This is a genomic window from Bradyrhizobium sp. USDA 3364 (assembly GCF_054056355.1).
Map to the genome: position 1 here is coordinate 4869725 of NZ_JBSRYG010000002.1, position 13975 is coordinate 4883699.

At 64.9% G+C, this 13975-nt stretch carries 12 protein-coding genes and 1 pseudogene; 5 read left to right on the forward strand and 8 right to left on the reverse strand.

The annotated features are described in order from the left end of the window. Positions 1 to 121 precede the first annotated feature (121 nt). The 4 genes and pseudogenes from ACVILL_RS23070 to ACVILL_RS23085 all read right to left on the reverse strand — a co-directional run bounded on the left by ACVILL_RS23070 (position 122) and on the right by ACVILL_RS23085 (position 4501). Positions 122 to 1226 (reverse strand): annotated as a pseudogene (locus ACVILL_RS23070) (alkene reductase). A gap of 86 nt (positions 1227 to 1312) precedes the next feature. Beyond that, positions 1313 to 2173, reverse strand: coding sequence for an SDR family NAD(P)-dependent oxidoreductase (locus ACVILL_RS23075; protein ID WP_456731140.1), 861 nt, complete (start codon positions 2171 to 2173; stop codon positions 1313 to 1315). Between the two features lie 215 nt (positions 2174 to 2388). Then, positions 2389 to 2892: a DUF1993 domain-containing protein gene (locus tag ACVILL_RS23080; protein ID WP_456731141.1), complete on the reverse strand. Its 504-nt coding sequence runs from the start codon at positions 2890 to 2892 to the stop codon at positions 2389 to 2391. Positions 2893 to 3154: 262 nt separating this feature from the next. Beyond that, positions 3155 to 4501, reverse strand: coding sequence for a lytic murein transglycosylase (locus ACVILL_RS23085; RefSeq protein WP_456731142.1), 1347 nt, complete (start codon positions 4499 to 4501; stop codon positions 3155 to 3157). Between the two features lie 182 nt (positions 4502 to 4683). Here ACVILL_RS23085 and ACVILL_RS23090 point away from each other — a divergent pair, with 182 nt between their 5' ends. Both ACVILL_RS23090 and htpX read left to right on the forward strand, forming a co-directional pair. Continuing rightward, on the forward strand, positions 4684 to 6336 hold the full coding sequence (locus ACVILL_RS23090; protein ID WP_456731143.1) for an ATP-binding protein: 1653 nt from the start codon (positions 4684 to 4686) through the stop codon (positions 6334 to 6336). Between the two features lie 235 nt (positions 6337 to 6571). Further along, entirely contained in the window at positions 6572 to 7504 is a 933-nt protein-coding gene (gene htpX, locus ACVILL_RS23095) for a zinc metalloprotease HtpX (RefSeq protein ID WP_456731144.1), read from the forward strand. 269 nt (positions 7505 to 7773) lie between these two features. Here the strand turns inward: htpX and ACVILL_RS23100 are convergent, their stop codons facing one another. Then, a complete protein-coding gene (locus tag ACVILL_RS23100; RefSeq protein WP_456731145.1) occupies positions 7774 to 8724 on the reverse strand; it encodes an aldo/keto reductase in 951 nt (316 codons plus the stop codon). A gap of 518 nt (positions 8725 to 9242) precedes the next feature. On the opposite strand from ACVILL_RS23100, the gene ACVILL_RS23105 reads away from it, so the two are divergent. After that, entirely contained in the window at positions 9243 to 9578 is a 336-nt protein-coding gene (locus ACVILL_RS23105; protein WP_456731146.1) for a GYD domain-containing protein, read from the forward strand. Positions 9579 to 9858: 280 nt separating this feature from the next. On the opposite strand, the gene ACVILL_RS23110 is transcribed toward ACVILL_RS23105, so the two are convergent. Next, the gene (locus ACVILL_RS23110; protein WP_456731147.1) at positions 9859 to 10071 is read right to left on the reverse strand and encodes a hypothetical protein; all 213 of its coding nucleotides are present in this window, start codon (positions 10069 to 10071) and stop codon (positions 9859 to 9861) included. Next, positions 10064 to 11056 (reverse strand): SPFH domain-containing protein, encoded by a 993-nt coding sequence (locus ACVILL_RS23115; RefSeq protein WP_456731148.1) that lies wholly within the window; start codon positions 11054 to 11056, stop codon positions 10064 to 10066. The genes ACVILL_RS23110 and ACVILL_RS23115 overlap by 8 nt, the downstream gene beginning before the upstream one ends. Positions 11057 to 11676: 620 nt before the next feature. Between ACVILL_RS23115 and ACVILL_RS23120 the strand changes: the two genes are divergently transcribed. Next, positions 11677 to 11934 carry a high-potential iron-sulfur protein gene (locus ACVILL_RS23120; protein WP_456731149.1) on the forward strand — a complete coding sequence of 86 codons (258 nt, stop codon included), beginning with the start codon at positions 11677 to 11679 and terminating at the stop codon, positions 11932 to 11934. Between the two features lie 50 nt (positions 11935 to 11984). On the opposite strand, the gene ACVILL_RS23125 is transcribed toward ACVILL_RS23120, so the two are convergent. Then, positions 11985 to 13442, reverse strand: coding sequence for a helix-turn-helix domain-containing protein (locus ACVILL_RS23125; protein WP_456731150.1), 1458 nt, complete (start codon positions 13440 to 13442; stop codon positions 11985 to 11987). 242 nt (positions 13443 to 13684) lie between these two features. Between ACVILL_RS23125 and ACVILL_RS23130 the strand changes: the two genes are divergently transcribed. Beyond that, positions 13685 to 13894 (forward strand): DUF4170 domain-containing protein, encoded by a 210-nt coding sequence (locus ACVILL_RS23130; protein WP_016839740.1) that lies wholly within the window; start codon positions 13685 to 13687, stop codon positions 13892 to 13894. Positions 13895 to 13975 lie beyond the last annotated feature (81 nt).

A 13975-nucleotide genomic window follows, 5' to 3' on the forward strand; every position in this document is an offset into this window, starting at 1 on the left:
TTTCTTTCCCTCCGTCATTGCGAGCGAAGCGAAGCAATCCATGCCTCCGCGTATGCGGGTCGATGGATTGCTTCGTCGCTTCGCTCCTCGCAATGACGATCGCGAGGGAGCGAGGCCGACTTTATTCTGCCGCCTCGGTCGCTTTCAGCGTCGGGTAGTCGGTGTAGCCCTTGGCGCCGCCGCCGTAGAAGGTCGCCTTGTCCCATTCGTTGAGCGGGGCGCCGGCCTTGAGCCGTTCGACCAGGTCGGGGGTTGGAGATGAACGGCTTGCCGAACGCGATCAGGTCGGCGGCACCTGCCTCCAGCACCTTCTCCGCCAGCGCGAAGTCGTAGCCGTTGTTGGCGATATAGGCCTGCTTGAAGCGCTTGCGAAGCGAGGCGTAGTCGAACGGCGCGTTGTCGCGCGGGCCGCCGGTGGCGCCCTCGATGACGTGGATATAGGCCAGCTTCAGCGCATTGAGCTGGTCGACGATGTGGTCGAACAGCGGTTGCGGATTGGAGTCGGTGATGTCGTTGGCCGGCGTCACCGGCGAGATGCGGATGCCGGTGCGCTCGGCGCCGGCCTCGATGGTGACCGCCTTGGACACTTCCAGCATCAGCTGGGCGCGCTTCTCGATTCCGCCGCCATAGGCGTCGGTGCGCTTGTTGGTGCCGTCCCGGGCGAACTGGTCGAGCAGATACCCGTTGGCGCCGTGGATCTCGACACCGTCGAAGCCGGCGGCCAGCGCATTCGAGGTCGCCCGCTTGAAGTCTTCGATGATCCCGGCGATTTCCGACAGTTCGAGCGCGCGCGGCTCGGAGACGTCGGCAAAGGTGCCGTTCACGAAGGTCTTGCCCTTGGCGCGGATCGCGCTCGGCGCCACCGGCGCGCCGCCGTTCGGTTGCAGCGAGGTGTGCGAGATGCGGCCGACATGCCAGATCTGGATGAAGATGCGGCCGCCGCACTCATGCACGCGATCGGTGACCTTGCGCCAGCCTTCGACCTGCTCCTTCGAATAGATACCGGGCGTATCCTGATAGCCCTGGCCCTGCTGCGACACCTGGCTCGCTTCGGTGATCAGAAGGCCGGCGGAGGCGCGCTGGCCGTAATAGTCCACCGCGAGCGGGCTCGGCACCATGCCGGGCGGCACCGCGCGGTTGCGCGTCAGCGGCGCCATCACCAGGCGGTTCGGCAAGGTCAGCGCGCCCAGCTTGAAGGGCTCGAGGAGTTTGGTCGATTGGCTCATGTGAAATGTTCCAGACAGTGACTGATGAGGGAGAGTTGTGCATTGCCGCGACGAGCGCAATGGCCCGGGTATTCGCTGTTTGCAGGCTAGCCGCGCACGATTCCGCCCATGTGGCCGGCATCGAGGAACAAAGTGTGCGCGTTCACGTAGGACGATTCATTCGAAATCAGGAACAGCGCAGGATAGGCGACCTCCCAGCCGGTGCCCTGGCGGCCGAAAGGCACTGTCACGGCGCGGTCCGATCGCCTGCGGCTGGCGTCGCGACCCATCGGCGTATCCATGAAGCCGGGCGCGATCACGTTGCAGCGAATGCCCTTGTCCTCGCCGGCCCGGGCGATCGCCCGGCCCAGCGCGATCTGCGCCGCCTTGGAGGATTCATAGGCCGGGTTGCGGCCGCCGGCGCGCTGGCTCGCCATCGAGGAGATCAGGATGATCGCGCCGCCGGGCGCCATCACCTCCAGCGCCTTCTGCGCGAACAGCATGTGGCTGCGCACGTTGACGGCGTAGTCGCGGTCCCAGGCTTCCGCCGTCATCTTGGGCAGCGACAGGCCGGAGGAAATGCCGACGTTGAGCGCCAACCCGTCGAGCCCGCCCAGCTTTTGCGTACAGCGTTCGACCGCAGGCGCGATCGCCGCGACGTCGGAGACATCGACCACGTCGGTGAAGGCCTTGCCGCCTTCCTTCGTGATCTGCGCGACGGTGTCGTCGGCGGCTTCCTTGTTGACGTCGAGGCAGGCGACCGACGCGCCCTCGCGCGCGAACAACACGCTCATGGCGCGGCCGTTACCAACAGGCGGCTCCTCGTCGACAGTCCTGCGCTGTCCCGCACCGACCACAATGATGCGCCGGCCGGCGAGGCGGCCGTGGTTCTTAGCCAGTCCCAACGCTTCGGCATGCAGCGATGAAGAGGGATCGATGGCTTTCGGTGCGTGGGTTGTGGTCGACATATGGCGTGCTCCCTGACGTCTTGTTGTTGTCAGGGAGCAGTAGCACGGCTCTGCGTGCGAGGCTAAAATCCCGCGGCGGGGGAATATCACCTCGCGACCAGGTGATCCTCATCCTGAGGAGCCGCGCAGCGGCGTCTCGAAGGATGCGGCCCGAGTGGGGCCTCATGGTTCGAGACGCGCGAAGACGCGCTCCTCACCATGAGGAGCGCTTCGCGTCAGCTCACGCCGAGGAAATCGCGCTTGCCGACCTCGACGCCATTGTGGCGCAGGATGCCGTGCGCGGTGACGGCGTGGAAATAGAAGTTCGGGAATGAGAACGCGTTGAGGAATTGCTGACCCTTCAAGGTCATGGTGTTGCCGGCGCCGATCGGAAAAGTGACATCCTTGGCGTCGCCGTCCTCGAACTGCGCCGGCGTGAACGACTTCACATAGTCGATCGTCTTCGCCAGCCGCTGCTTCAGTTCCGCGAAAGTGGTCTCGGTGTCGGGCGTCGAGGGCACTTCGCTGTGCGTCAGCCGCGCGCAGCCCCGCGAGGCATGGTCGCAGACCAGCTGAATCTGCTTGGTCAGCGGCAGCATGTCCGGATAGAGCCGCGATCCCAGCAGCACCTCGGGTGCGATCTTCTTCGCCTCGCAATGCGCTTCGGCCTTGGTCAGCTCGCCGGTGAGGCTGTTGAGGATCTGCAAATAGGCGGGGACGACGGCGTCATGAAAGGACATGTGATGCTCCCTGGGTCTGATGAGGTCCGGATGTTACCGAACGGCGATGCTGCAAGTGGGGCTGCAAAGGGAAGAATACAACTGCGGGGAGCTGTAACAGTCGGTCAAATATTTTCCGTGGCGCCACCGTTCGACCGTCATTCTGAGGAGCCGCGTAGCGGCGTCTCGAAGGATGCACGGCCCGGCCGGTGGCCGTCGACCCTTCGAGACGCGCTACGCGCTCCTCAGGGTGACGGGGAGAAAGGGCCGAGCGATCCCCACTCTACCGCATCCCCGGCATCGCGGCGTCCGCGGCCGGCTGCGTGCGGCCGCCGCCGCGCATCCGTGCCAGCAGCTCGGCGGTCGGCCAGGAATCCGCTGGCAGCCCGTATTTCACCTGCATCGCCTTCACCGCGCTGCGGCTCGCCTGGCCGAGCACGCCGTCGATCTTGCCGACGTCGTAGCCGGCGCGCGCCAGGAGCCCCTGCAGCTCCTTGATCTCGTTGAACGGCAGCTGCGCGACCGGCGCGCGCGGCCGCTGCATCGGCGGTGCGCCCGCGATGCGGCCGGCGAGATAGCCCGCGGTGGTCGAATAGATCAGCGAGTTGTTCCACTCGGTGTAGGCGACGAAATTCGGGTAGGCCAGGAACGCCGGGCCCATCCGGCCCATCGGCAGCAGCAGCGAGGCCGGCATTTCGTCGTTCGGAAGGGCCTTGCCGTCGGTCAAGGTGACGCCGAGCGCCACCCATTTCGAGCGCGGCAGCTTGATGGTGAGATCGGCCTGGTCCCACGGAAAGTCCGCCGCCTGCGGCACGCGCACCTCCTGCAGCCACGGCTCGCCGCGTCGCCACTTCAATCCGTTGGCGATGTAGTTGGCGGTCGAGCCGATCACGTCGGGACCGCTGGCGAGCAGATTGCGATGGCCGTCGCCGTCATAGTCGACGGCGTAGTTGAAGTAATGCGTAGGCAGGAATTGCGTTTGGCCGAGCTCGCCGGCCCACGAGCCGATCATCTCGTCGGGCGTGAGATCGCCGCGCTCGATGATCTTCAGTGCCGCGATGGTCTCACCCTGGAACATCTCCGAGCGGCGGCAGTCATAGGCCAGCGACACCAGCGATTTCAGCGTCGGCAGGTTGCCCATCTGGACGCCGAAGTCGCTCTCCAGTCCCCAGAACGCGGCGATGACGGCCGGCGGCACGCCGTATTCCTTCTCGGCGCGCGCGAACGCGGCCGCATAGGTCCGGATATATTGCTGGCCCTGCTGCATCCGATAATTCGCGGCCATGCGGCCGGCGAACTGGGTGAAGATCTGTCCGAACACGCGCTGGCCGCGGTCGCGGTTGACGATGCCCTGGTCGTAGACCAGGTACGGCGCGGCCTCGGCGATCGTGCGCTGCGAGACGCCGGCGGCGACCGCCTTCTGCTTCAGCTCGGTGAGGAAGCGATCGAAGCTCTGCCCGTCGTGGCACGACGCAGCCCTCGGCGAGGCGACGGCGGCCGGGCGCGGCCTCACCGGGGCCGGCCCGGCGGGATTGGGCAGCAACTGTTGTGCCTGACCAAGCGAGGAGAGTGCCAACGCGCTTGCGATCGCTGCGATCATGATCGGGGCGCGGAGGGGAAAAGCTGGCATCGATGTCACCGGCTGGGAGAAGGGGAACGGGCCGATCCTGCATACACCAGGGCGACACCGGGCAACAACGGGGTGCCGCTGTTAGACCAATTGCGCTACGGGAAGCAGAGGCGCCGTCGCTATGATCGGTCGGTGATTCGCGGGCAGGGGTGTCGGTGGATCGATCACGCCCGGAGGGACCCATGTGGAGTTTTCTCGAGCGTCTTTTGGATTCGTCGACGTTCTCGCCACACGGCATCTGCCTGTTGTGGGAGCCGGAACTGATCTGGCTCCATGTGATTTCAGACGCGATCATTGCCGCTTCGTATTTCTCGATCCCGTTTGCGCTGGCGATCCTCGTCTCCAAACGGCGCGATTTTCAGTTCGGCTGGATGGCCTGGCCGTTCGCCGCGTTCATCCTCGCCTGCGGCCTCACGCATGTGTTCTCGATCTACACGCTGTGGGTGCCGATCTACGGTCTCGAAGGGCTGCTCAAGGCGCTGACCGCGATCGCCTCGATCTTCACCGCGGTGCTGCTCTGGCCGTTGATCCCGCGGATCCTCGCGATCCCGACCGAGGCGCAGCTGCGCGAGGCGCATGTCGCGCTCGCAGAGGAGGGGCGGCAGCGCCAGCGCTCGGAGTTTTTGCTCGAGCGCTTCCGCGAGGCCGAGGCCAATGAGAGCAAGATCCGCCAGGCGCAGAAGATGGAAGCGGTCGGCCAGCTCACCGGCGGCATCGCGCACGACTTCAACAACATCCTCACCGTCATCACCGGCACCATCGACATCCTGGCCGACGCGGTCACCCACAACCGCCAGCTCGTCGAGATCGCCGGGCTGATCCGCGACGCCGCCGAGCGCGGCGCATCGCTGACGCGGCATCTGCTCGCGTTCGCGCGCAAGCAGCCGCTGCAACCGAGCGATGTCGACATCAATGCGTTGATGGTCGACGCCATCGAGCTGCTGCGGCCGACCATCGGCGATCATGTCGACATCGATTTCCGTCCGATGCCCGATCTGCCGCGCGCGCTGGTCGATGCCAACCAGCTCGTCACCGCGATCATCAATCTTGCGCTCAACGCACGCGACGCGATGCCGAAGGGCGGCGGGCTCCGGATCGAGACCCGCACCGCCGAGCTCAAGCCATCGGACGTGTACGGCCATGACGGGCTGGCCGCCGGTGACTATGTCGCGATCTCCCTGATCGACAACGGTCAGGGCATCGCGGAAGCCGATCTGACAAAAGTGTTCGAGCCGTTCTTCACCACCAAGGACGTCGGCAAGGGCACCGGCCTGGGCTTGAGCATGGTCTACGGCTTCGTCAAGCAGTCGAACGGCCACATCGTGCTCGAGAGCGAGCTCGGCCGCGGCACCAGGGTCATGCTGTTCCTGCCGCGCGCGGCGGCCATCTCGCCGGCCGCTGTGCCCGAGCGGCGACAGCCGGAGGTCCGTGGCGCGCGGGAGATCGTGCTCGTCGTCGAGGACGACAGACTGGTGCGCTCCTACGTGCTGACCCAGATCGAGAGCCTTGGCTACACCACGCTGTCGGCCAACAATGGCGGCGAGGCGCTGGCGGTGCTCGACAGCGGCGCGCCGGTCGATCTGTTGTTCACCGACGTCATCATGCCCGGTGCGATGAATGGCCGCGACCTCGCCACCGAGGCGAAAAAGCGCCGCCCGGGGCTGCGCGTACTATTCACGTCGGGCTACACTGATGATGCCATCGACCAGGACGGCAAGCTCGAACAGGGCATCCTGTTCCTGGCAAAACCGTACAGCCGCGCCCAGCTCGCCCGCATACTCCGGGTCGCGCTGCGCGAGGCGCCGGCGGTGACCGCACGAGTGCCGGCGGAGTAGGCAGGGGCCGGTAGCCCGGATGAAGCGAAGTGCAATCCGGGATCACTTTCGCCGCGGGCATACCCGGATTTCGTTGCGGTTTATCCGGGCTACGGATGAGTGCCTACGGATGACCGATTGTTAATCCGCGCCGCGTCGCTGCGACGCACTGGTTCCCCTTGCGGCGCGATCGGCAAAATCCCTACCTCAGCGGCGTCAGTTGTGGCAGCATTCCGCCTGCCGCCAGGGAACCACGATGAACTATTTTCGTACCGCGCTCCTGCTTGCCGGCCTCACCGCGCTGTTCATGGGCGTCGGCTATCTGATCGGCGGCGGGACCGGCGCCGTGATCGCGCTGATCGTTGCGGCTGCGACAAACCTGTTCACCTACTGGAATTCCGATCGCATGGTGCTGTCGATGTACGGCGCCCATCAGGTCGACGCGCGCTCGGCGCCGGACCTTTACAATCTCGTCGCCGACCTCGCGCAGCGCGCGGCGCTCCCGATGCCGCGCGTGTTCGTGATGGACGAGGCCCAGCCCAATGCGTTCGCGACAGGGCGCAATCCGGAGAACGCGGCGGTCGCCGTCACGGTAGGATTGATGCAGCAGCTCAGCCGCGAGGAGCTCGCCGGCGTGATCGCGCACGAGCTTGCGCATATCAAGCATCACGACACGCTGACCATGACGATCACGGCGACGATCGCCGGTGCGATCTCGATGCTGGCGCAGTTCGGCATGTTCTTCGGCGGCAACCGCAACAACAACGGCCCCGGCATCATAGGCTCGATCGCGATGATGATCCTGGCGCCGCTCGGCGCGATGCTGGTGCAGATGGCGATCAGCCGCACCCGCGAATACGCCGCCGACAATTATGGCGCGCGCATCGTCGGCCAGCCGATGTGGCTGGCCTCCGCGCTCGCCAAGATCGAGAATTCGGCGCATCAGGTGCCGAACATGGAAGCGGAGCGCAATCCGGCTACTGCGCACATGTTCATCATCAATCCGCTGTCGGGCCACGGCGTCGACAATCTGTTCGCCACCCACCCCTCGACCGCGAACCGCATCGCCGCGCTCCAGCAGCTCGCCGCCGAGCTCGGCACCCAGACCGCGCCGCGCCCGGCCGGTGCGACCTATCCGCCGCGCAGCCCGTGGGGCGGATCGTCGGGCCAGCGCGGACCGTGGGGATAGGGCGGAATGAATTGAGCGCGGGCTTCGCTTGAATGCGCCCCGCGCGCGGCGGGGCTATTGCATCTCGCGCCCTCGGCGGCTGCGCGGGAGCTGGGCCTCGTGGTTCGAGACGCGCCGCAAGCGGCGCTCCTCACCATGAGGGTCTAGAATTGTGCCGCAAAACAAGGCCTCATCCCCGCGCAAAGGCTCCGCCTTTGTCGCTGGAGGAGCCCGCCTAAGGCGGGCGTCTCGAAGGATGGCCGCGAAGACGCCCGGAGTTGTAAGCCGAGCTACGCGCTCGCGGCGTCCAGCCGTTCGACCTGCGCCTTGGTCAGCTCGAGCTTCGTTGCCGCGACAAGGGTCGTGAGCTGCTCGGGCTTGGTCGCGCTGGCGATCGGCGCGGTGATGGAGGGCTTTGCCATCAGCCAGGCCAGCGCCACAGCGGCAGGCTCGGTGCGGGTCTCGGCTGCAACCTCGTCGAGACCGGCCAGGATGCGCATGCCGCGCGGGTTCATGTATTTCGGAATGCTGCGCGTCCCGCGCGGGCTCTTGGCGAAGTCGCTTTCCGAGCGATATTTGCCGGTCAGGAAGCCGGCGGCGAGCGAGAAGAACGTGATTACGCCGACGTCGTTCTCCTCGCAGACCCGTTGCAGCGCGCCTTCGTAGCTCGCTCGCTCCGCCAGGCTGTATTCGGGCTGCATGCTCTCGTAACGGGGCAGCCCGTTCGCCTTGGCAATATCGAGCGCACTCTGGAGCCGCTCAGGCGAAAAGTTCGAGGCGCCGATCGCCCTGACCTTGCCGGCCTTGATCAGCCTGTCATAGGCCGCGAGCGTCTCTTCCTGAGGGGTCGTCTCATCATCCTTGTGCGACTGGTAGAGATCGATGTGATCGGTCTGCAGCCGCCGCAGCGAGTCCTCGACGGCGCGGGCGATGTAGTCCGGCTTCAGCCCGACATTGCCATTGCCCATGTCCATGCCGACCTTGGTGGCGAGGATGATGCAGTTGCGGTTGCCGCGCGCCTTCATCCATTTGCCGAGGATCGTCTCGGACTCGCCGCCGCTGTGGCCCGGCACCCAGCGCGAATAGACGTCGGCCGTATCCAGGAACGTCAGCCCCTGATCGAGCGCGGTGTCTAGCAGGCGAAACGACGAGGCCTCGTCGACCGTCCAGCCGAACACGTTGCAGCCGAAGCAAAGGGGAGGAACGGTGAGGCCGGAGCGGCCGAGCGCGCGATGCTTCATGTTTGTTCTTTCGCTTGTTCTTGATGGCAGGCGCCGGACACTGCGGCAGATCGGCCTTGTTTGCAAGGCGCTGAGCCGGCCACAACGACCGGCAGACGCCATGCGGCGCTTGACCGCTCGCAGGATGGGTGGAGCGAGGCGATGCCCATCGATCGCCTGTCGCGTGAATGATTGACATCGCTGCGCTCCACCCATCCCACGCTTCTCGTTCTTGGCGGGGGACTCGGGACAGCGGGGCTTGCTCGCTCGTGCGTCAGGTCAGGCACGCTGCCCCTCAGCGCCGCGTTGATCATGGATCGATCTATTCGTGGCGCAGGAATGCGATTTCATTTGCACGATGTTTGATGTAGATTGCGCGGCGAGCTGCCACCGGTCACGCCGAATTCCGGAGAATGAGCGGCAGCGCGACTGGCCATCGGCAGGCCTCTTCTTCCTCATTTCATGACGTAATTGTCTTCTGCCTGGGTCCATGCCCGGGTGAATGTTGTTTTCATTCCCAGCCAACTGGAGCGATTGCCATGCATTTCTGCTTCTCGGGTGAATATACGCCGCGCTCTCTCAACAACATCATGGAGAACCCGGCGACCAATCGATACGAGGCCGCCAAGAAGCTGATCGAGGCGGGCGGAGGAAAATTGATTTCGATGTACAGCACATCAGTCGATGGTCCCGGCGTGATGGTGATCTTCGACGTGCCGGATCCGACCGTCGCACCCGCCATCAGCGGCGTGGTGGTGGCGGCCGGCGCCATGCAGAATGTGAAGCTGATCCGGTTGTTCACGCCGGACGAGATCAAGGTGGTGCGTCAGCACGCAAGCAAGCTCAAGGCAGCCTACTCGCCGCCGGGTAGCTGACGGCTACGAACCAAACACGGCGTAGATCGACCTGATGGCCGATGTCACTCTCGCGCGGCGGCGCTTCGCAGCGCCCCGCGCGGAGGCGGGGGCCGTTGCGCGCCACAGATCCGGGGCGCGTTCAACGGATGGGCATAGCTCAGGCGGATGTCGCGCGCGCATGCTGGCTCGCATAGCCCCGGCCGGTTGTGCTGTCGCATGATGTCCGTCCCCTCGCTGCGGCGCGCAGCCGACCTGCGACGATGTCTGACGGCACGCCGGCGTCCTGGCCACGAGCGTATCAGTTGGAGTCCGATGACTGCTCGTCCGTGTTCGCCTTCGGCGGCCAGGCGCCGCGCCGGACCAGCGCCTCGTGCAGCAGCTTTTCGATCTGGCCCTGGCGCGAGCGGAATTCCGCGGCGGCCAGGCGATCGAGGATGTCCAGCAGCGGACTGCCGAGCCGCAGCAGGATCGGCTCCTTGTCCGGCCCCTTGGGACGTCCGCGCTTAGGCATACAGCGTCCCGGTGTTGACGACCGGCGTCGCGTCCTTGTCGGAGACCAGCACGACCAGCAGGTTCGACACCATGGCCGCCTTGCGTTCGGGATCGAGGTCGATGTCGGTCTGCTCCTTCAGCTTGTCGAGCGCTTCCTTGACGATGTCGACCGCGCCGGACACGACGAGCTTGCGCGCCGCGATCACCGCGCTCGCCTGCTGGCGGCGCAGCATCACCGGGGCGATCTCCGGCGCGTAGGCGAGATGGTTGATCCAGGCCTCGTCGATGGTCACGCCGGCCACCGCAAGGCGCTCCTTGAGCTCGACGATCAACTCGTTGGTGACCTGGTCGCCGCTCTCGCGCAGCGACAGCGTGCGCGCCGCCACCTGGGCATGGCTGACCGCTTCATCGGGGCTCGCATGCGCGACCGCTTCGTCGAAATCATAGGGATGGCGGCCGGCGATGTGGCGCAGCGCCGATTCAGTCTGCGCGCCGACGAAGTCCGCATAATCGTCGATCTGGAAGATCGCCTTGGCGCTGTTGTCGACGCGCCAGACTACCACGGCGCCGATCTCGATCGGGTTGCCGATCAGATCGTTGACCTTCAGCTTGCCGCATTCATGGTAGCGGACCCGCTGCGATACTTTCGCGATCTTGAAGAACGGCACGGTCGCGCGCAATCCGGGCGCCGAATCCGTGCCGGCATAGGCGCCGAACAGCGTCAGCACCGCGCTCTCGTTCGGCTGCAACGAATAGATCGACGAGCCGAACAGGATCGCGATGACGAGGCACAGCAGCGCGCCGAGCAGCGACCAGGTCGAGGCATGGAGATCGCCATAGGCGTTGCGTGTGAACGCGCCATAGGTGATCCAGCAGGTGAGCGCGAGGAAGATCAGCGCGAGCAGAAGTGCGACATAGCCGCTGCCGACGAGGATGGCCGGGCGGTCGTCGACCCTGACCCTGATCGTGGACGGGCTCGAAGTGGCATGATCTTGCATGGTCATGGGAGCAACTCCCCGATGCGTCCAGCATAATTGCTGATATTTTTTGATATCATAAAATATGCCAAGACGAAAGAGGACTGTCGCCGACATTGGCGCGACGGACATATTTGCCAGCCAGAACAATCGTGTAGGCGGGTCGCCGGCGAAGCGCCGCCGCCCGAAATGTGGCACCCACTCAACCTGCGCTTCCTCGCTCAATCTGCGAAAGCCCTGAGCGTTTCCGGTTACAGCTGTGGTCTGCCCCCGAGCTTATCTCCATTGCTTGGAGCCCATGGGTGCGATCGGCACCCGGCTTTCGCTGCGCCGTCTGATTTCAGAGCCGCCGAACGAAGAGCAAAGCTCGGGCAGATGATGTCGCGAGACTGCGGATGTTTGACTCACAAGCGACAACACATACTCAGCGTCGTCCCGGCGAAGGCCGGGACCCATTACCACGAATGCGCATTGCTGCGCGACGCTAGGGCCACAATCTCATTCACAATGAAATGCGGTGGTTATGGGTCCTGGCTTTCGCCAGGACGACAACGAAGGATCCCGTCTACAATGTCTGCCGCGGAGTATGAGTCTCGGCCCCGTGCGCAACTGCACACCTGGCCGGGACGACGCATGGGGTGAACACCATGGCCAAACAACGATCAGGACGTTCGCGGCGCGCCGTCATCGGTGTTGCCATCGCGGGACTTCCCGCGACGCTTCTGCTGCGAGGTGCCGCAGCCTCCGACAAAATGACAAAACCGCAGGCCGACTATCAGGACACGCCGAACGGCATCTACTCCTGCGGCCTGTGCACGCTGTTCGTCGCGCCCGACGGCTGCAAGGTGGTCGAGGGCTCGATCAGCAAGGACGGCTGGTGCAAGGCCTTTGCGCCGGTGGATTGACTCTTGACCCTCCCCTGGAGGGCCCTCCAGGGGAAGATGAGAAAACGAGACTACAATTCCCGTGCGTTCGAGAACGCGAAGGACGACACCCGCCGGGTCGTTTCATCCAGGATCAGCGTGCGCGTGATCGGCGGCTCGGCGCGCTGGCTGCAGTTCTCGCGTTCGCAGAGCCGGCAGTTGACGCCGATCGGAGTGCCCTCGACCTTTTCCAGATCCATGCCGGTCGCATAGACGAGCTTTGCTGCATGCCGGATTTCGCAGCCGAGCCCGATCGCAAAGCGCGGCTGCGGCTGCGGATAGGGCGCCACCGGCCGGCGCACCATCTGCGCGATCGAGAAGTAGCGCGTGCCGTCGGGAAGCTCGATCACCTGGCTGAGCAGGCGGTCGGGCATGTCGAAGGTCGAATGCACGTTCCAGAGCGGGCAGGTGCCGCCGAACTTGGAGAACGGGAAGGTGCCGGAGGAAAACCGCTTCGACACGTTGCCGGCATTGTCGACGCGCAGCAGGAAGAACGGCACGCCGCGGGCGTTCGGCCGTTGCAGCGTGGTGAGGCGGTGGCAGACCTGTTCGAAGCCGGCGTTGAAGCGCTGCGCCAGCACGTGGACGTCGTAGCTCAACGCTTCGGCCGCGGAATGAAACGGCTGGTAGGGCATCATCGCGGCGGCCGCGAAGTAGTTGGCGAGCGTGATGCGGTAGAGCCTGCGCGCGGTGTCGTCGAGCGTGCCGGCGCGGCTGACGATGGCGTCGATCGCCGCGCCGCATTCGACAAAGCCGATCTGCAGCGCGAGCTGAAAGCTGCGGCCGGAACTGTCGACCAGCTCGGAGATCAGGAGCTGGCGGCGATGCCGGTCGAAACGGCGCAGTGTCTCGCGCATCACGTCGACCGGCATCACGTCGACCGGCATCACGCGGCAGACGATCGAATGTTTTTCGCGCAAGCGCGTGGCGAGCGCGGTGAACAGGCCCTCGGTCGGCACGTTGAGCTCGTCGCGCAGATTTTCCGCCGCGGTCTCGAGTTCCGGAAAATAGTTGCGGTTGGCCTCGATCAGGTCGCGCACCCGCTCGATCGGGTTGGCGTCGAACTGCGAGCCCTCGCGGTCGGCCATCTGCGCCGCCACCAGTGTCTCGCCGCGGCGCGCCTCGGTGTAGGCGGCGTAGAGCCGCTGCAGCGCGTGCGTCACGCCGGGGCAGAGCTCGGCGAGGTCGCGCAGTTCCTGCTTCGGCAGGTCGATCTGGCGGAACAGGGGATCGGAGAAGATCTCGTTGAGTTCCGCGAAGAAGCGGTCTTCGTCGGCGGTGGCGAGGTCGCGCAGATCGAGGTCGTAGGTCTCGGCCAGCCGCAGCAGGATCTGCGCCGTCACCGGGCGCTGGTTGCGCTCGATCAGGTTGATGTAGGAGGGCGAGATGCCGAGCCCCTCGGCGATCTGGGTCTGCGACAGCCCCAATTGCTGGCGGATCCGCCGGAACCGCGGACCGACGAACAGCTTCTTTCCGGACTCGCCAGACATGGCAGGCTTTCTGACCTATGTTGCGACAAAATTTACAAATCGACATTTATTACAAGTTCAGATGTTACATGACATCACCAATAAAAAACAAGGCATCTGTACGAACTTCGCCTTTTCGCGTTTATCTCCTGACACGCACTTCGCAATGCTCTGTCAAGAATGTCGAACCGGCGAACAGGCAGCGAGGATCAAGTTTCAGGCGGCTGAGCAAAGGCAGCACGGTTTTTCAAAGGAGACTGACGATGAGCAAGGGCAGCAATTTCTGGGTGATCGGCGGCGAGTTCGGGTCGATGAACTTCCACAAGCTCGTCGAAGGCTCCGCCCAGGTCCGCGGTCCGTTCAAGACCCGCAAGGAAGCCGAAGAGTGCTGGAAGGAAGTCTCCGAAGAGAGCCGCCACAAGGCCGGCGTGCGCTTCTCGATCGTCGAGGAGCCGTCGCGGGTTTCGGCGTAACGGCCGGGATTTTCAAAGCCAAGATTCTCAAAGCTAAGAAAACGTCCAAGGACGGCGGCCCCATCCGGTTCATCCGGGTGG

Coding starts and splice junctions, on each gene's coding strand:
- ACVILL_RS23075 (WP_456731140.1), bottom strand. CDS start 2,173: ATGTCGACCACAACCCACGCACCGAAAGCCATCGATCCCTCTTCATCG.
- ACVILL_RS23080 (WP_456731141.1), bottom strand. CDS start 2,892: ATGTCCTTTCATGACGCCGTCGTCCCCGCCTATTTGCAGATCCTCAAC.
- ACVILL_RS23085 (WP_456731142.1), bottom strand. CDS start 4,501: ATGCCAGCTTTTCCCCTCCGCGCCCCGATCATGATCGCAGCGATCGCA.
- ACVILL_RS23090 (WP_456731143.1), top strand. CDS start 4,684: ATGTGGAGTTTTCTCGAGCGTCTTTTGGATTCGTCGACGTTCTCGCCA.
- htpX (WP_456731144.1), top strand. CDS start 6,572: ATGAACTATTTTCGTACCGCGCTCCTGCTTGCCGGCCTCACCGCGCTG.
- ACVILL_RS23100 (WP_456731145.1), bottom strand. CDS start 8,724: ATGAAGCATCGCGCGCTCGGCCGCTCCGGCCTCACCGTTCCTCCCCTT.
- ACVILL_RS23105 (WP_456731146.1), top strand. CDS start 9,243: ATGCATTTCTGCTTCTCGGGTGAATATACGCCGCGCTCTCTCAACAAC.
- ACVILL_RS23110 (WP_456731147.1), bottom strand. CDS start 10,071: ATGCCTAAGCGCGGACGTCCCAAGGGGCCGGACAAGGAGCCGATCCTG.
- ACVILL_RS23115 (WP_456731148.1), bottom strand. CDS start 11,056: ATGACCATGCAAGATCATGCCACTTCGAGCCCGTCCACGATCAGGGTC.
- ACVILL_RS23120 (WP_456731149.1), top strand. CDS start 11,677: ATGGCCAAACAACGATCAGGACGTTCGCGGCGCGCCGTCATCGGTGTT.
- ACVILL_RS23125 (WP_456731150.1), bottom strand. CDS start 13,442: ATGTCTGGCGAGTCCGGAAAGAAGCTGTTCGTCGGTCCGCGGTTCCGG.
- ACVILL_RS23130 (WP_016839740.1), top strand. CDS start 13,685: ATGAGCAAGGGCAGCAATTTCTGGGTGATCGGCGGCGAGTTCGGGTCG.